Consider the following 18,148-nt stretch of genomic DNA (forward strand, 5'->3'; position numbering starts at 1 on the left):
ACCCTATTTCCTCTCAAGTAATGAGGGTTCTTTTGGAGCTTCCCTTGGAGTCCAGTTTTTGCTTTTTAAGTCATCCATTACCTCTTTTTTGTGGGTAATTGGAATATCTCTTTCGTTTCTTACAAATAATTCTAAGTCAGGTGGTAATTCGCCAAAGTATTTTTTGTATAAATCTATGTAATTTGAAAGCTTTAACTGTCTTCCTTTAGGCGTATCATTTGGCCTTATACACATTTTTACAGTGCTTACAAGTGCTTCTTCCATAGTTTCTGCCGCATAAAGCAGATGCTCTGGAGCAGGCTCGCCTTTAACTGTTTCGCCAGTTCTTAAATCGTTGATGTCCCACATATCTTCTTTATCGATTCTTCCAAGATAGAGCCTTCTGTATTTTGAACTGTGTGGCCCAAGTACTGCGGGAACTCCCCATCGGTTAAATCCTGAAGCAATTGCAGCTGCTTTTTGGGAAAATGCACCCCAAGCTACACCACAAGCACCAACCCTGTTTAAGATGTAATCTGCAACTTCTTCGAAGTTTCCAGAAAGTGGCTTTTTAGCAAAGATATTTGCAATTTTGATGCACGCTCCTGAAATATGGGCATTTGAAACACATGAACCAATATTTGCAAGTCCACTCGCATCAAAAATTCCTTCATATTTTTCATAGAGTGTCAGTCCATCTTCGTCAACATATTCTCCAATTGACATTGCAGAACATCCTGTTGCTACAACTATGTACCTTCTTTTTAGGAGTTCTTCTGCCATTTTAGCGATTTCTATTCCGCCGTTTGGGAAGTTGGAACATCCAACAAATGCAACTACGCCAGGAATATCCCCTAAAACGATAGGGCCACCTACTTTTCTAATTTCAACATCTTGAACTGGACCTCTTCCTGCCCTCATTTTGAATTTCTGGTTTTTTACAAAGTGGTCTCCAGCTTTTGTGATGAATGAAACTAGTGGCAAGTTTCTCTCACACTCTTCTTCACATCGTCCGCAGGTGTAGCACATATCGTATTCGTAGAGATTTGCAAGTTTTGTAAGGTCCCCCTTAGCTGCTGCAGTTACTGCATCCATTATTGGCCTGTTGTTTGGGCAGACTCGAACACACCAACCGCATTCTGTACATTCTTTTGCAATTTCAGGAATTTCAGAAATATCTGGAAGACATTTTAAAGATTCTCTTCTTTTTGCAATTTTTTTAGCAACTTCCACTGCAACTTTTCCTACCTTTTTAGGCTCAAGTATAAGTGCGCCATCGATTTTACCAGTAACAAGTTCGTTAATGATTAATTCAGGGTCTTCTTTTGTCATATCTGAAAGTCCAAGACACATTTTGTCAGTCGTTGCAATAACCACTGCACCATTTCGCTTAGCTTCTTCCAAAACATCTGTTCTGACACACTGTTCATCAACTACGATAACATCTGAAACACCACTCCTGATGAATTTCATCTGTTTTGACAGTGGACCGATAACTTTTGCAGCTTGGTTGTATCTGGTTATATCTATTGCAGTACAACAAATACCACAAACTTCAACGTCATCATAAAGATCGTTATCTTCGATATAATCGAGTATTTCTGCACCAGGTGCTACGTTGTGACCGATACAGAGTACTACTGGTTTATCTTTATCGACGGTTCCAAGACCCAGTTCTACAAGTGGTTCGTCACCATCTCCTCTTGGCATGTCATATGCAACAATTTGTGTAATATCTGCAACCTCTCTTGCAAGGTCGTCCATCATTCCTGCATGAAGTGCTTTTGATTCAAAATCAAGAGCGTTTCCTTCCTGACCTGTATGGCATGCTGAAAGAAGATGCGATAACTGTTCTTCGACGTAAGATAAAGATTCATCCAAGTCTGAAACTGTAATCGGTTTTTTACCAATAATAGTTCTGATTATTGGAGCTTCTATTTCAATATTTTTACCCATATTTATTGGGAAATCCTTTCCTTTTTGTTTAATTACGTGGTGGAGCATGTGTCTTCCGTGTCCTGCGTGAGCCGCAGTCCCGATGCACGATGCTAAAAGGACGGTTCTTGCTTGCTGAGCTTCTGCGTCAATTCCACAAGCGCCTTTTTTACCAAGTAAATCACACTTTCCGTAGGTACATAAACAGCACATATCACAGAACGGTGCATAAAAAGGAGGGTATCTTTTCAATAGCTTGAAATCCCAAGATCTCAAATCCGTAACACTTGGTTTTGGCGTAGGTCCCATAGGTTCGTCCAATTCTTGTTTTGGCTTGCCTTTGGAAATTTCACCAATGGTTAATGAAAGATTTTTAGTCTTCCAAAAATCGTCATCAAGTTTTTTATCCATTTTTTTATGAATCATGACCATCACCGAATTGTCATGATTTATAATGACATTTTAAAATATATATAGTTTAGCATTAAATGGCTTAAAATTCTAAGAATAATATATAAAGGTCAGATATTAGAGATAATGGTGAAAATTACTTAAAAATAGGAATGTTAATTTAATAAATATTTTTAATAATTATTTTTTGAAATCTACAACTTCGATAGCGTTAAACGGACACGCGTTTAGACACTTCATGCAGTAGCCGCAATAAATGTAATTTATATTTGCACGTGTTTTTTCAATTTCTACTGCATTTTCGCCCAGTTTAACAACAGGACATATTTTGTAGCATTTAAACCCGCATTCAAATCCCTTGCAATTATCATTCACTTTTAAAATCTTATTTGAAAATTTCAAAGATTTTTTAACAGCTTCTTTTATTTTATACCCTGCAAGGTGGAGTATCGTATCCCCAATTTCATTATCAATATCCATAGATGCAAGACATGGGTAATTATGGAGTTTATTTCCGGATTCAAATTCAACTTCATTTAAAAGATATCCAGTTAAATTTTCTGCAACATATTTTGTTGAACCGCACGGTGCATTTCGTTTTACCGTTACAGATTTAACGCTATTTTCACCGATAATTTCTATTTCTGGAGCTCCAAAATATTTTGAAAATTCATCGATGTAGGTATCCCCAACAGGTTTTAAAGAGCAGAACGGTTTTGGAAATACAATGTTTACCCCATTTAAACTATTCGAAATCTCAGATTTTATACCTTTTGTGAGCTGTTTTGGACTGTGTGATTCAATAATTATTGATTTTGCATTTATTTTTTTAGCGATATCACATACCACTAAATTAATATCTCCAAAAAGACCGACTGAAATAATCAAATCAGATTCTTTTAGATTTTCTGGAATGTATTCAGTTACATCATCGATATATTCCGGTAAATTTTCGGGAAATTCATGAATTGAAACAATATTTCGGGCAAATTTTTCTAAAATCGTGTTCAATACTCGTTCACCGTAGTTTCCGGAATAAAGTACTGTGATTTTCATGATATTACTCCAAATTTACTATTTCATCATACAACAAATTGCTCAAATACCCAATTTTTTCAGGCGGAGTTTTAAACACCCGTTCTGTAAAATCAAACTTATTTTCAATTTTTTCTAAAATTTCTTTTAAATTATCTCGCTCAATTTCAATTTCATGACTTGAATCAATCAATGCTCGTTTAATTGTTCTGTTCCTGTGCTGGAATATTGCTTTTAAAACTTTTTTGAAAAATTTTTCGTCATTAACCTGATATTTTGGTTCTCGTTTTGTTAATTTTACAATTGCAGAATTTACGTCAGGTTTTGGGGAAAATGCACTTGGCGGAACTTTGCAGATAAATTCAACATCTGCATTATACTGAACTGCAACACTTAACCTGCTGTATTCTTTGGTATCCGGTTTTCCAGCCATTCTTTTTGCAAATTCGTACTGGTACATTAAAACTGCCGTTTCGAAATCTTCTTCTAAAAATTTAAATGTTATTGGCGAAGAAATTTGGTAAGGCAGATTTGCAACGATTTTATTAAATCCAAGATTTTTTAAATCAACTTTTAAAGCGTCTGACCAGATAATTTCAACATTTTCAAATTCAGAGGTTATTTCATCTGCAAAAGGTTTTAACCGTTCATCAAGTTCGATTACATAAACTTTTTTTGCGACTTTAGCAAGTTCTTTTGTTAAAGCCCCTTCTCCAAGCCCGACTTCTAAAACTATATCGTTATTAGTTATTTCTGCACGATTAATTGCTTTTTTGACAAAATTTTTATCTTTTAAAAAACACTGGCCTAATTTTTTAGACTGTCTCATCATTTCACGTTTAAATAAGTACTACTTGTTTAGAAATTGTTTTTGCTTTATTTAAAAAAGGTTCTCTGTTCATGTGTGGAAATAAATCTACAAAACAGACGTCTCCTGTAACATCAAGATTTAAAAAGTCCAAATTGACAATTTCAATTCTTTCAAACACTTCTTCTGAAAAGTTTAGCTTCAAGTTATATATAACATCGTTTAATGCATGTGGGTTTATGTCTGAAAATATAACCTTTTTCGCACCTTTTTTTAGTGCTATAAGTCCTAACGTGCCTGAACCGCAGAAACCATCAATCACAACCTTTCCGTTAAGATTTAATCTATCAATTTTTGCAATCTTTGGATTAAATGGCCTTGGAAATTCGATATGAACTTTCGACTGGTTTTTACATATAACAACACAGTCCATAACGGATTTTAAAACAAAAATATCGCATCGAAAATCGTTTCCTGCAATGAGAGAATTTACATCTCCCGAATCATCTGCGCGATTAAGTCCCGTATTTTTCGAATTATTTGAGATAACTCCTTTAACTTCAGGTATTTTTAATATTTCCTTTGCGCAAGCTTTTGATAAATCGTTCATAACAATTAATTCATCGTTAGACACAACGGGCAGGTATTTTAAAGGATATCCAATTTCTATCAAAGGGGTTCCAGCATCCCGCAGTGTCGCACTTGACACGTTATTTGAAAGTTCATCAAACTCTACAATCAAATTTAACACATCAAGCATTACGTCATCTAACTGCGAATGTCCACAATCGCATTTTCTTTTTCTTCCATCGAGATTTAAATCTGATATTGGGATTGTTTTAGAAACTGGCCCATTACAATTTTCACATGGTTTGTAGGACCGCAATTTGTCGATAACTGCCCCTTTTGATAACATGACATCCCCCAAAATCGTTTTATTAACTTATGAAAAAACGAATATAATTAATTTTTTAAATGAAGTTTATAAATTCTTAAAATTTTTTAAAAAACATTCTTAAAATAAAAATAATTTAAAAAAAAGTAAAATTATCTGAGCAAATTAGCTACGTTTGCTTCGATTTCTTCTTTTGGCCTTCCAGTAATGCTTGCAAGCCCTTCTGCAAAGATTACCGCGTACTTCATAACATATTTTTTCTTCTGCTCTTCTTCTTTTTCTCGTCTAATTTTTGAGATGTGGTGTTCAAGGTCCCTTGCACAGATCATTAATGACTGCCTTATTTCGTTGAAAATTTCCTCGTTTTCTTCATTACTGGATGCAATTGCCTGTTTTCCTGCTGAAGTATATGGAATGTGCGTTGAAATAAGGTTTACAAATACTGTTACCGGTGCATCTTCATCATTTCTAAGACCGTATCTTCTCCAGTTAACACTTTTAACAGCGTTTGTTAAACCACAACCTGATGTATCAAATAATAATGGCACGTGGTTTGAAAATCTCATGATTTCCATTTTTTTAGATTCTTCACCACTTCTTCCAGCTTCTCCACCGTATGCAAGACCTACTTCTACTGCAAAAGGAATTCCCCCTTTGTAAGTTTTAGGTTTTCTTGTCAGTGTTTTCAAAAATTCTGGTTCAAGAGTGTCGAGCGATTTTTCAATGTTTTCTTCACCAATAGGCCTTAAACCAACTGTTGAAGGTGCCATGAAGTCCATATCCTGTAAAACATTTACAATAACTTCTGAATCTTTCCATGTCATTTCTTTTGGATTTTTTTTCAAAAGGTCCCTGATTGATTTTCTGTATTTTTCAAGTTCAGCGTCAGAGACCATTGCAAGGTCTACGAGTGATTTTACAAATTCTTCAGGAGATTTAGTAATGTTTTTCAATTTTCTCCTGAATTCATCGAGTAATGAAGCATTTAAGTATTTTTTCTCCATGTATTCCATGAAATTTTCAGGTTTTTTCTTGAAGTGGTTTTTAATTTCTTTTAATTCTTCATCGCCCAATTTTTGAACAAGATACTGCGTTACAAGGTACTTCATGCAGTACGTTTTTAACTCACTTAACCCCTCAGGAAGGCCATTTATGAGCATTTTTACATCTTCGATTTCTTTTTTATCAAAATAACTGCCATATATGTCAAAGTACTTCGTGAAATCAAAGTTTAAATAACAGCCCACAATTGTATCCCAAAATACACTTGCACGGTAGTTTTCAAGAAGCGTATCTCTTAAAACGTATTCTTCAAGTTCTTTAATTCTTTTCATAGTAACTCTCGAGAGTTCACTATTTAACATGCTTGAAACTCTTGAAGAATCGGTTATTCTTGAAATGTGGAGTAACTCATCAGTTGTTAAACCGTATGGGTGTGGTTTCATTACTTCAGGTCTTTCTGGAATATCGTTTACAGTTCTCTCAAAAACGGTTGTTTCTTCCGGGTCCTGCAATGTAATTTTAGCATGTGGAGCTGAAAGGCTGATTCTTCGTAAATATTCAAATGGCCCCTGCTCTCTCCTGTTGTATGTAACGTCCTTAAATTCACCTTCAACTCTCGTTCCTCTCCAGAATCCTTCTCTGGTTTTGTGTGAAACTACATCCCCTTCGTTTTTCTCGATACTCATTTTAATTTCCATCTCGTGGATAGTACCGTTTCCTGTTGAAGTTGTGATTTTTAATGGCTTTCCTGTCGTCATCTGCGCAAATAATAAAACACCCGCAGCACCGATACCCTGCTGGCCTCTTGATTGAACCAGCCTGTGTAATTTTGACCCTGCAAGCATTTTACCAAATACCTTTGGAACAAATTCTGGAGGAATACCTGGACCGTTATCCTCAATATTAACTCCAAATGTTTCAGAACCTATTTTTTTAATTTCAACCAATATTTCAGGGAGAATTTCAGATTCTTCACACGCGTCAAGGCTGTTTGTTACAAGTTCGTGTACAATCGTAGTCGTACTTCTTAATCTACCACTGTAACCGAGCATATGCTTGTTTTTTCTAAAAAACTCTGAAATTGAGTGTTCTTTAAATTCGTCAAATAAGCTTTCTTCGACAACCACGTTAGTATCTTCAGCCATTAAATCACCACAGTTCATGTAATTATTACAAATGTAGAATTAAAAATAAAAATCGCAATTTACAAATTCATAATTTAAATTTGTGAATTAAATAATATGTCGTTTTAACTATTGGATACGGAGTATATATAAAGTATGCATATCCGTTTTTTAAAATTCTAACATAATAATCATTTTAAATTAATTTTATATTTTCAATTGGCATCTTTTAGAGCATCTTTCTATATGAATATTTTTTGTACAAATAATTGATAAAATAAAGAAACTATAAATATTGAAGTTTGCAATTTTAAAATAAAAAAAATTGGCAGATTAAAGATGAATTTAGGCGATTAAAATGGAATGCTTATTAATTTCTTCAAAAACCGACCCTGCAAGCCAGAACCTTAAAAAACATGTTCAAAATTACGGTTACAGCGTATTTGAAATTGAAAAAAAATCAAGTCATGCAGAACATTTGGATTTTCCAGATTCTGAAATGTACATATTTTTATCAAAACATGCGAGCGAAAGTAAAAAACCGACCTTAACGGTACATACTCCTGGAAATTTAACAGAAGATAATTCCCACGGCGGAAACCCTGAAGAAATTTCCCCGTGTAACCCGATATTCAATACATTAATGCTTCAAAATATGAATAAATACAATGAAATGGAAGAATACAAAGAATTAGGGTTTGAAGTAAGTTTTGAAGTAGTACACCACGGACCAACAGATTTAAAAGCTCCATCAGCATTTGTTGAAATTGGAAGCAGTGAAGAACAGTGGCAGATTGATGATGCGGCAGAAATTATTACCAACTCACTAATCGACACTTTAATTTCCCTAAAAACTTCAGAATACGAAAAAAAAGAAAAAATAATTGGAATAGGAGGAGGACACTATTCTCCAAAATTTACAAAACTTGCATTAAGAGAAGAATATTATGTCGGATATTTAACTCCAAAACATGCAAAATTATCTGAAAATATGATAAACCAGCTAATCTCAAAACAGGATTTTGATTTTGTAGCCATTGACTGGAAAGGATTGTACGGGGAAGATAAAAGAAAATACATCGAATTTTTCGATGAAAATGATATTTCCTGGCAGAGAGTTTGATAATAATATTGTCCAAAAATTAGAGATTAAAAGGATATATATTACAACGTAACATAACTGAGATAGCATTTAGATTGCAGATGACATTATGAGAGAAATCCTCGAAAAATTTAAAACCGGAAGTTTAAGTTTGGAAGAAACCGAAAAAAAATTAAAATTAAACTATTTCGATGAAATAGAAGGTTTTTGTAAGCTTGATACCAATAGAAAGCTCAGAACAGGTATTCCAGAAGTTATTTACGCCGAAGGGAAGCGCTGTGAAGATGTTGCTAAAATACTAAAAGAATTAACTTTAAAAAATAATATTGCCCTTGCAACTCGCGTAAATGATACCAAAGAGCTTAAGACATATTTTAAAGACGAACCCGAACTTATTTTAGAAATAAACGAACTTGGAAAAACTGCAATTCTAAAAAAACCCGAATTTGAAATTAAAAAAACTGAAAAAATCGGGATACTTGCAGCGGGAACATCTGATATTCCCGTAGCGGAAGAAGCTGTCGAATCTGCAAAACTGATGGGCTGTGAAGTAATAAAAAATTATGACGTTGGGATTGCAGGGATTCACAGGCTATTTAATCCTGTTAAAAACATGATTGAAGAAGATGTATGCTGTATTATTGCTGTTGCTGGAATGGAAGGAGCACTTCCATCAGTAATCTCATCTCTCGTTGATATTCCCGTAATTGGAGTTCCTACTTCTGTTGGATATGGTTATAAAATGACTCCACTGCTTACAATGCTTCATTCGTGCAGTCCTGGACTCGTTGTTGTGAACATCGATAACGGCTTTGGAGCAGGCGTTTTTGCAGGCCTTATCGCTTCGAATATATCTAAAAGAATTAAAAAGGGGTAATATGGAAATTATAGAAGGAAAATTCGTGAAAATGGGATCAAATTATAAAGAACTTTTTGATGAACTCCCAAATAATTTTTTAGGACATATTCGACTCTCGTTAAAACTCAATGGGCGATTTAAAGAAAGCCATCTTTTTTTGAAAGATAAAAAAATTATTGGCGGGTATTCTGATTACGAAGGCGAATTTTTCGGAAACAGTGCCGTTTCAAACGCCATGAAAATGGCAGAACTTGGTGCAATTGTTGATGTATTCGAATATACTGATTCCATGTTATCAGTAATGGAAAATTCAAATGAAAAACTCTTTTTTACTAATGAAACTGTTAAAAAAAGTGTTGTTGAAAAAAAGAAAGCGATTATTTCAAACAACTCACGAATTTCTATCCCTGAAGGCAAACCACTAAAACTTGGAATTTCAGGCGATTTTGAAAAATATCTCGGAAAATATGCCCTTTTAGAAGTATTTAAAAAAGTCAATGGAAATTATTTAAGATGTTACGTTGCATATGAAGGACAGTTACCAGTTGCTGCGGCTTACCAAGCAGAAAATAAATTAACATTTGGAAACAGCGCTTTTGAAATGTTTAAAAACATGATTGATGAAGGGGACGGCATTGCAATAGACATCTACGAATACAACAAATCAAAACAGGATTACTTTATTGAAGAATACCCCAATTCAGTTCTTTCCAATAAATCTGCAAAACCTGCACAGATTGAAAAAAAAGAACCAGAAACTCCGAAATACGCTTCAAAAATAGAAAAAATATATGAAATTATTGAAGAAGATTATGAAGATGAAGATGAAGACGAATATTATAAAGAGGAAAATCCGGTCAAAGTTGAAGAAGATATTTCAAGAGAAGAACTGATGAAAAAATTGGGTATAAGAACCCCTACTGAAGATATGATTGAAAACCTCCTTGAAAATGTCTTTGAACCATCAAAAACTGAGATAAGTGCGATAGAAAACGAACTTTTAGAAAAAATAAACGATTACTTAAGCACTACTAACGTTTTAGAATATAACACAGAACTTTCAATGGATTGTAACGATGAAGGCGAATTTATTGCTAAATGTTTAATTAATACAACATCTGACGGAGGCTACGGCGTAAACTTTGCTGTAGATCCAAAAATAATTAAAAAAGACGTTGAAAATATCTTTGATTCCTACGTGATTGACATAATTTCAGATATTACTGTAAATAATAAAAAATTAGAGCAGAAAAATTCAAACAACAGGTATGAAATAGACCTTAAAGAAGAACTTAATAAAATAAAAGTCAAACATTCTGATGAGAAAAAAACAAACCTTGACAAAATAAAAGAAAATGTTAAAAATGGAATCAATGAATATTTAGAAAATGTAACGGATATTTCCGAATTTGAAGTTCATTTATCAATAGTTGAAGATGATGGCTACAGCTGCAAGTGTTCGATTGTTGTAGTTCCTAAAAAAATGCTTGGATTTATAAAAGGAAATTTGAATACCGATAAACTCAAGAAAGACATTTCTGACATGTTAACCTTAAACGACATTAAAATTGAATTTTTAAATATTAATGTTGAAAAATTCACAACATCATACAGCAAGTACAAATAAAAACGATTAAATAACCTTGATAGCATAGTAATACCCATAATTTAACAGAGGGCTTTTATGAATAACATCTACCTGTTCGCAATATCTGTTGGAATAGGTTTTATCGGTTCTTTCTCGATTTTGAGATATATATTGCAAAAAAAGAAGAAAGAAAAAGCTAAAGAACGTGAAGAACTAAAAGATGAAGTAATAAAAGGACTTCAAAAATTAAAATAAACGATAAACTATCCAAAAGGGGTCTAAAAATGGAAAATTTAAGTTTGTTTACTGTTTCACTTGGTGCAGGATTTTTTGGTTCATACTATACGTTAGTTAAAATGAAAAAAAACAAAAAGCATGTCCAGCAGGAAGAAAAAGAACTGCTTGAAATTGAAGTAATCGAGGGACTTCAAAAATTAAAAAGTCATGCGATTGCAAAAAATCCGGAAAAAGCATCTGACACATACGACCTTTTAGAAATTGCTCTTTCACACGATTTATTGGATGTTACAGTTGTTAACGAAGAAGGTTTAACAATTATTTCCACATTAAAAGACCCTGAGGAAGTTGCAGGCCAGTACAGTGGTATTTACCAGACATTAAACAAAATTATGGGAAATGTTGAAAAAACAATCATAAAATCTGGCGAGGAATACATATATATATCAACAATTGAAAAGAACGAAATGCCGTTTTACATTATTGCAAACTCATACATTGAAATGGAACCAATTGATGAAAAAGAACTTCAAAATGAAGTTAGTGGAATTTTAGGACAATACCTCTAAAAAATTAAGGCAAATGATGATGTTATCCCCGGCTGACCTTGTGATGAGCCAATTTTATGATCTGCTGATGCCTTTCTTTTTATTTTAACAGTTTTTCGATAAACTTTTTTTAATTATTTTTATTCGTCTTCTTCAAAAATAAACAGCTCATCTATCGATGCATTTAGCACTTTTGATATTGAATGGGCAAGTTTTAAGGAAGGATTATATTTTCCTTTTTCAAGAAAACTTATGGTTTCTCTTCTAACCCCTACAAGTTTTCCAAGTTCTTCTTGTGTCATGTCGTACTTTGCCCGATATTCCTTTATCCTTGTTTTCATTCAACATCGCCCTGTCTTTTAAAGTACTGCTGAAATAATAACGCGCTAATTATCATTACAAAATAAATTAGTCCAATTACCTGTTGAACTGTTATTTCAAGCCATTTGAAGTAATCTACCCAAAATATCAGATTCATTATTAAAAAGGTCAAAACCCATGAATAGGCAAGTCCTGCATTTGCAATTTTTCGTATTCTTTCGTCTTTTGATGGAACTTCGCGGTATTTTATGTGGTAATATAAATTATAAATTATTAAAATAACTCCTGCATTTATCAAAATTGCAGTTATTAAACTGTGAAACTCAAACAGGTATTCAATAAATATTCCAAAAAGCATTATTAAAAATCCGATTCTAAGCCCATTTTTGTACTTACTTTCCATGTTTGCCACCTAAATCTCAGATTTTTCAAGATAATAATTTGAAATCGTTTTTACAATCATTCCGCCAAATAAAGCTGCAACTAAAAACCAGTCGACGTAAAAACTTTGGTTCATGGCACTTATAATCGATTGATACATTATTCCTGCAACCAAAAGTAAAACCATTGCCCATGCAGCATTTCTTTCAGATATTGCTTCTATTTTATATTCTCGCTCATCTTTATCAAGATTAACCATGATGTGTCCTACATCGAGCAATAAAAATAAAACCCAAGCTACTGTAACGTAAGTTCTTGTTGTTTCGTCCCAATACGGCAGCGATTGAAATAGTATATACGGTAGAACCATTACTACGATATAAAGCCAGCCCTGCCATGTTCTTGGATGAAGTCCCCAGCCACCATATTTTCTTCTCTCAAACCATTCTGGTTTTCCAAACATTTGATATCACCAAAATTACTGTTAGTTATTTCAAACATTATGTTACTTATTTCTAACTTAGTGTTAGATATTGTTAACATTAACGTATATAAAACTTACTAAAAATTTACGTTGAGTTTGAAAATTAAAAAAATTTAAAAATAACAGGTATTACATTCCAAGTTTTTCTGGAAGCTCTTCTTTTGTAATTTCAACGTAGGAATCTTTAGTCATGCATGTTGGACAGGGATTTGGAGCTTTTTCACCCCAGTGAAAATCTTGACAGACTTTGCATTCACTAAATTTTTTTACAATTGAATATCCTTTAATTTCATTTTGAGAATCTTTCGATCCACAAGTTGGACAGGGATTTGGAGCTTTTTCACCCTGATGAATGTCCCCGCAAACTTTGCATTCGAAAAACTTTTTATCCATGATTTTACCCCCCAATATCTTAATAAATATACTCAGTAAGAGTGAAATGCTATTGAAATTAAAAATAAAGCCGGGTAGTAGCAGCGATATTGAAAATTATTCTATAAATTTTTAGATTAATTACAATTTTGATTTTACAGTATGTATTACCATCTTTTTAAACCCATATAACTGTTGTTCCGACTTTTACCGAAAAAGCGTTGCTTCATTTTGCCCTTCAAAGTAGCTGTGTCAACAGGTGTTTTTCATTAGGATATCCTGCAAAAATTAGGGATTTTACCACCACATAGTTGCACACTCAGCCCCATTCAAAACCCCTAAAAAATAATATTTTTAAAATACTATATCTAATTTTTGATAATATGACCTCCTTTTAAAATTTAAACAATTATTTACCATTAAAATTACTTAAAACCGTTGTTTTAGATTTTAATGTTAAATAAATTTTAAAATTAAAAAACTATCTTATTATGCATTTTCCCAACAATTTACCTTTAAAACCATTATTTTATATTTTTAAATCATTTTAACTTTTATTTTTTAAGTAATAACGATATAATTTAGTTATTATATTATTAAAGCGTTATAAACGTTTTTTGATTAATTTTAAATAGTAATAAAAGAATAAAACTAATTGTAAACACGGGGGTGAATTAAAAATGACTAAGGTCGGATATAAGCCACTGATAGCCTTGGCTCTAGCAGTATTTGTGAGTATGTCCTGTGCATATGCTGCAACAGGTGGAGAAAAGGGTACAAATACAATATACCTAAATGACTCTAGCTGTCGATACATATGTGAACCAGGACATTATGTTTTAACTGAAAATATGTCTGGAACCATTAAAATATTCTCAGATAATGTCACATTAGATGGAAATGGGTACACTCTTAAACCCAAATGTTGGGACGACTATGGTGTATTACTATATCGATGCTCTGGTGTAACTGTAAAAGATTTGCAGATAGAAGGTGACTCTTGCTGCTGCTGTTATGGATATAAAATTACAGAAGCTGGAATATCCCTTTATAAAGCTTCAGAATGTATGATCTTGCAAAATGACATATCAAAATGTGGAATGGGAATAAAATTATACAGGTCTGAAAACAATAAAATAGTTAACAATGTCTTGGACGTCAAATGGAAAGGAATATACCTTGAAAAATCGGACTGCAACAAAATAATTGCAAACGATATTAATGAAGAAATCAAAATTGACTGGAGATCCGATTACAACAAAGTACATGGAAACGAAGCAGAAGACATTGACGATTTCGGGGACTATAATGACATAAGTGGAAATGAAATTACAGAATAATAAATTAAATATTTTTCTCTTTTTCCAATTTTTAAACGAAAATAAGCTTTTTTGAAAATTTAAAATTGTAATTTTATCGTGTTAAATTGTATATATCATGACCAACAAAATACAATATGCCTCTGAAAATTACAGTCAGTGGTGGGTATGTGTGGGTAAATGAGTTTATCTTAGTCATTCCAACAGACACCCCTGTGGAATAAAAACTCATTTTACCATACCTTAAAAAGAAAGACTTTTTTAAACTATTTTTTGTTAAAATTTAGTCATTTGATAAATTTACATTTAAAACATTATACTCCGCAAATACGTTTTATAATAGTTATTTTTTAATAAATAATATTATAAATTAGTTATTACGGTATTAAAGCGTTATAAACGTTTTTTGATTAATTTTAAATAATAATAAAAGAATAAAACTAATTGTAAACACGGGGGTGAATTAAAAATGACTAAGATTGGTTATAAATCACTGATAGCCTTGGCTCTCGCAGTATTTGTGAGCATGTCAATTACATACGCTGCAACAGGGGGAGACCCTGGAACAAATACGGTATACATAAATTCATTACCGTACGCCATAACTGACTCTGGGAAATATCTATTAAATGTATCTGCATCTGGTTTGAATGGACCAGTAATAGAAATACTTGCAGATAACGTAACACTTGATGGGAATGGGCATTATATTGAAGGAGACTACATCCATAACGGTTTTACAGAAGATTGTGGGGTGCGAGCACTATACGTTTCTGGGCTCATGATTAAAGATATGAATATTAGTGGACTTGCATCAGGGATATGCTTTATGGGCGTGTCAGACAGTACCATATTTAAAAATAACATTCCAAACAGTGATGAAGATGGTATTGGAATATATGGTGGATGCGAAAATATCATGATAGAACAAAATAGCATTTGTGAATGCACATATCCTCTATATGTATCCCCTTCGTTTGCACCAACTACAATGCCGGTAACAAACGTCGAAGTAGTAAATAATGAAGTTATTAGTTCATATTTTGGAATTGCGTTTCCAGGAGGTTCCACAGATGTCAAAATAACTTCAAATAACGTAATAAATAATACTCAAGGCATATATCTATATAATGCCGTAAATCCAAAAGTAACTTCAAATAACATTATAAATGCTTATCAAGGCATGTTGATATCTTCAGCCACAAACGCTAAAATAACTGCAAATAACATTGTAGATGCTTTGTGGCTTGGAATGGGTGTTTACAACTCAGAAAACTGCGACATCCATGGAAATAAAATTTCAAGTTACGGCACAGATTTAGAAATTATCGATAATATAGACCTCAAAGAGTCTGGAAATAAGTACAATACCACAAACATAATCTAAATATCTTTTTTAATTTTTAAAAAGCAGTTTAATTTGATTATGATGCATGAAATACTATTTAAAAAAATAAATAATAGAATTATTATAGCGGGAGCATTAGTATAAACGGCGTTATAAATGGAATTAAAAGTGTTAATATAAATCCGTGGACAAATGAAAGAATCATTATGTCTTTTCCGCCAAATTTAACAATTATTGGAAGTGTTGAATCCATCGTAGTTCCACCACCAAGCGTGATTGCCATATCTTTTGGAAACTTTTTTATTACAAATGAATACCCGATAATTGTCAAAACTTCTCTTGCAAGATTTACCAAAAATCCCATTACTCCATAAATTGCAGAATATTTTGCTAAAATTGGCCCACAAAGACTGTACCAGCCCATACCTGATGCAATTGCGAGTGCATATTTTACAGGAATATTTAAAACAATTGATGCAATTATTCCGCCAATTAATGACCCGATAATCGTAAATAACGGAAGTAATATTCCAAATTTTCCAACTTTTTTAACGCCTCTAAGCCCACTGCTTTTTCCAAGGTCGATTCCGATTAACAAAATCTGGATGTAGAGCATTATCTCGTACATATTTCCAAAATCTATTCCAACCATTCTTCCAACGATAAATCCCAAAATTAGGGCGATTAAAACTAAAACTGTAAAATTCACTTGAATCTACCCCCCAAAAATACGGCAGTAATTAGGCTTACAACCATTACAATAACTGAAAATTCCATCGAGACCACAAATGTTGAAAATGCATCTAAATCGACTTTTCCAGCTTCAACACCCATGAAAAATATCAAAAGAAGGAGTGCTAAGTTCGTTGGTTTTGATAAATCGATTTTTTCAAATTTACTCTTGAATAAATAGCCAACTATCAAGCCTGCTATTAAGATATAAATTATATTCATCAGAATCGCCCTATTTTTTGAAGTTAAGACTATACATTTAGTCACATTAACTTATATATCTTTGTAAAACCAACCAAATACATCTAAATCTTTCAAAGTTTACGAAAAATCTAAAAAAAGTTTAAATTAAGTGAATGCATAAAGATTATTTATAAAAAAAGGCCAAATTATGGATAAATTTGAAAGTTGTAATTTAAAAATTTCAAAGGGATTTTATGGAACTTTTCCGGTCAAAAACATGCGCTCTTTGTAAGGGTAGAAAACTGCTTTGTGGAAGGCCCCGCTGCCCGATACTTGAAAAATTTAGGGTTGCAAAATCTGTTGAATCTAAAATAAATAAAAAGGAAATTTTTGGAGCGTCTCCCCCTTCCGTTTTTGTTGGAGAATTTGGATACCCGAATGTCAGAATCGGGCCAATGGTCCCACCCGTAGAAGGAGATACTTCTTTTATGGACGATCCAAGTCGGTGGGATAATATTTCGATTCCTGAAATCATGGAATACCGTTCAATGCTTGTTATGGGCGAAACCAATGCGAATGTACAAGTGAATAAAAATTCAAATTTCTTAAATAATATTCAAGAACTTGCAATGGCAAATAAACCCGTTGACAGCGAAATTGAACTTAAAAAAGCTCCAAAACTTGAATTGATAACTGGTGGATTTACACCCCCGGTCGGTCCAAGAGAAAGCATGTTAAAATTCAGACTTGCAGAAAACCCGAAAATCCCTCGAAAATCAGATTATATTGTAAATGATGAATTAAAAGCTAATGAAGGGATGATTTCACTTTACGATTCAGGTTTTGATGAATACTACATAATAAAACTTCTTTCAACTGGACTTCTTGGAATAAATAAAAAACTCGTTCCAACAAAATGGAGCATAACTGCTGCTCAGGATTTGCTTGGAAAGCACGTAAAGAAAAAAATATTAGAAAATAACCAAATCAACGATTATGAAGTTTATTATAAAAATTTCCTCGGGAATAGATATGCGGTGCTGTTAATTCCTGACATGTACGCATTTGAGATGCTTGAAGTTTGGCTTAAAGGATCACTCTTCAGTGGTGAAAATTACCAGATTTTGGGGGACTTTGAAGACATTACTGGAATGAAAGGATACGCTGATGAAATAACCGGTGCATTTTATGCAGGCCGACTCAGCATTTTAGAATATCTTAAAAAAAGAAAAAAACAGGCAAAAATTCTCGTATTTAGAGAAATTACGCCAGAATACTACGCGCCAGTTGGAGTCTGGCAGATTAGGACCGGCGTAAAACTTGCAATGGAAAATAGACTTGGTAAATTTAATAACTTAAAATCGGCACTTGAAGAAATAAAAAAATACCTTGATGTTCCAATGAAGGACTATGAAACAAAAAGTAAGATTTTAAAGAGCAATCAAAGGCAGGTTACCCTTGATAAGTTCTTTTAATTTTTCAATT

The 18,148-nt window shown here is 33.0% G+C and carries 19 protein-coding genes; 8 read left to right on the forward strand and 11 right to left on the reverse strand.

Annotated elements, in window-relative coordinates:
* Positions 1-3 precede the first annotated feature (3 nt).
* The 5 genes from cdhA to ACS5L2_RS04610 all read right to left on the reverse strand — a co-directional run bounded on the left by cdhA (position 4) and on the right by ACS5L2_RS04610 (position 7,210).
* Positions 4-2,340 carry a CO dehydrogenase/acetyl-CoA synthase complex subunit alpha gene (gene cdhA, locus ACS5L2_RS04590; RefSeq protein WP_459202592.1) on the reverse strand — a complete coding sequence of 779 codons (2,337 nt, stop codon included), beginning with the start codon at positions 2,338-2,340 and terminating at the stop codon, positions 4-6.
* A 165-nt stretch (positions 2,341-2,505) separates the two neighbouring features.
* Positions 2,506-3,381, reverse strand: a complete 876-nt coding sequence (locus ACS5L2_RS04595; RefSeq protein WP_459202593.1) for a DUF166 domain-containing protein — start codon at positions 3,379-3,381, stop codon at positions 2,506-2,508.
* A gap of 4 nt (positions 3,382-3,385) precedes the next feature.
* Positions 3,386-4,189, reverse strand: a complete 804-nt coding sequence (gene rsmA / locus ACS5L2_RS04600; protein WP_459202594.1) for a 16S rRNA (adenine(1518)-N(6)/adenine(1519)-N(6))-dimethyltransferase RsmA — start codon at positions 4,187-4,189, stop codon at positions 3,386-3,388.
* Positions 4,190-4,199: 10 nt separating this feature from the next.
* On the reverse strand, positions 4,200-5,084 hold the full coding sequence (locus tag ACS5L2_RS04605; RefSeq protein ID WP_459202595.1) for an RsmD family RNA methyltransferase: 885 nt from the start codon (positions 5,082-5,084) through the stop codon (positions 4,200-4,202).
* Positions 5,085-5,215: 131 nt separating this feature from the next.
* Positions 5,216-7,210 (reverse strand): DNA topoisomerase VI subunit B, encoded by a 1,995-nt coding sequence (locus tag ACS5L2_RS04610; RefSeq protein WP_459202596.1) that lies wholly within the window; start codon positions 7,208-7,210, stop codon positions 5,216-5,218.
* 337 nt (positions 7,211-7,547) lie between these two features.
* On the opposite strand from ACS5L2_RS04610, the gene ACS5L2_RS04615 reads away from it, so the two are divergent.
* From ACS5L2_RS04615 to ACS5L2_RS04635, 5 genes are all read left to right on the forward strand, one after another.
* On the forward strand, positions 7,548-8,312 hold the full coding sequence (locus tag ACS5L2_RS04615; protein WP_459202597.1) for a D-aminoacyl-tRNA deacylase: 765 nt from the start codon (positions 7,548-7,550) through the stop codon (positions 8,310-8,312).
* An 88-nt stretch (positions 8,313-8,400) separates the two neighbouring features.
* The gene (gene larB, locus ACS5L2_RS04620; protein WP_459202598.1) at positions 8,401-9,168 is read left to right on the forward strand and encodes a nickel pincer cofactor biosynthesis protein LarB; all 768 of its coding nucleotides are present in this window, start codon (positions 8,401-8,403) and stop codon (positions 9,166-9,168) included.
* A gap of 1 nt (position 9,169) precedes the next feature.
* Positions 9,170-10,777 carry a DUF2226 domain-containing protein gene (locus ACS5L2_RS04625; protein ID WP_459202599.1) on the forward strand — a complete coding sequence of 536 codons (1,608 nt, stop codon included), beginning with the start codon at positions 9,170-9,172 and terminating at the stop codon, positions 10,775-10,777.
* 57 nt (positions 10,778-10,834) lie between these two features.
* Positions 10,835-10,993, forward strand: a complete 159-nt coding sequence (locus ACS5L2_RS04630; protein ID WP_459202600.1) for a hypothetical protein — start codon at positions 10,835-10,837, stop codon at positions 10,991-10,993.
* Between the two features lie 29 nt (positions 10,994-11,022).
* Positions 11,023-11,544 (forward strand): hypothetical protein, encoded by a 522-nt coding sequence (locus ACS5L2_RS04635; RefSeq protein ID WP_459202601.1) that lies wholly within the window; start codon positions 11,023-11,025, stop codon positions 11,542-11,544.
* A 119-nt stretch (positions 11,545-11,663) separates the two neighbouring features.
* Here ACS5L2_RS04635 and ACS5L2_RS04640 read toward each other — a convergent pair whose 3' ends face one another.
* The 4 genes from ACS5L2_RS04640 to ACS5L2_RS04655 form a co-directional block, all read right to left on the reverse strand.
* Complete coding sequence (locus ACS5L2_RS04640) at positions 11,664-11,864, reverse strand: helix-turn-helix transcriptional regulator (protein ID WP_459202602.1); 201 nt, start codon at positions 11,862-11,864, stop codon at positions 11,664-11,666.
* Entirely contained in the window at positions 11,861-12,247 is a 387-nt protein-coding gene (locus ACS5L2_RS04645) for a hypothetical protein (RefSeq protein ID WP_459202603.1), read from the reverse strand. Before ACS5L2_RS04645 ends, ACS5L2_RS04640 begins: the two co-directional genes overlap by 4 nt.
* Before the next feature lie 9 nt (positions 12,248-12,256).
* Positions 12,257-12,688: a hypothetical protein gene (locus tag ACS5L2_RS04650; protein WP_459202604.1), complete on the reverse strand. Its 432-nt coding sequence runs from the start codon at positions 12,686-12,688 to the stop codon at positions 12,257-12,259.
* A 150-nt stretch (positions 12,689-12,838) separates the two neighbouring features.
* On the reverse strand, positions 12,839-13,102 hold the full coding sequence (locus ACS5L2_RS04655) for a rubredoxin-like domain-containing protein (protein WP_459202605.1): 264 nt from the start codon (positions 13,100-13,102) through the stop codon (positions 12,839-12,841).
* A 659-nt stretch (positions 13,103-13,761) separates the two neighbouring features.
* Here ACS5L2_RS04655 and ACS5L2_RS04660 point away from each other — a divergent pair.
* Together ACS5L2_RS04660 and ACS5L2_RS04665 are read left to right on the forward strand one after the other, a co-directional pair.
* The gene (locus ACS5L2_RS04660; protein WP_459202606.1) at positions 13,762-14,421 is read left to right on the forward strand and encodes a NosD domain-containing protein; all 660 of its coding nucleotides are present in this window, start codon (positions 13,762-13,764) and stop codon (positions 14,419-14,421) included.
* Positions 14,422-14,869: 448 nt separating this feature from the next.
* Positions 14,870-15,787 (forward strand): right-handed parallel beta-helix repeat-containing protein, encoded by a 918-nt coding sequence (locus ACS5L2_RS04665; RefSeq protein WP_459202607.1) that lies wholly within the window; start codon positions 14,870-14,872, stop codon positions 15,785-15,787.
* Positions 15,788-15,869: 82 nt separating this feature from the next.
* On the opposite strand, the gene ACS5L2_RS04670 is transcribed toward ACS5L2_RS04665, so the two are convergent.
* Positions 15,870-16,457, reverse strand: coding sequence for a LysO family transporter (locus ACS5L2_RS04670; protein ID WP_459202608.1), 588 nt, complete (start codon positions 16,455-16,457; stop codon positions 15,870-15,872).
* Positions 16,454-16,702: a hypothetical protein gene (locus tag ACS5L2_RS04675; protein ID WP_459202609.1), complete on the reverse strand. Its 249-nt coding sequence runs from the start codon at positions 16,700-16,702 to the stop codon at positions 16,454-16,456. Before ACS5L2_RS04675 ends, ACS5L2_RS04670 begins: the two co-directional genes overlap by 4 nt.
* Before the next feature lie 215 nt (positions 16,703-16,917).
* Between ACS5L2_RS04675 and ACS5L2_RS04680 the strand changes: the two genes are divergently transcribed.
* The gene (locus tag ACS5L2_RS04680; protein WP_459200876.1) at positions 16,918-18,138 is read left to right on the forward strand and encodes an Nre family DNA repair protein; all 1,221 of its coding nucleotides are present in this window, start codon (positions 16,918-16,920) and stop codon (positions 18,136-18,138) included.
* Positions 18,139-18,148 lie beyond the last annotated feature (10 nt).

The sequence above is a fragment of the Methanococcus mangrovi genome (assembly GCF_054506835.1).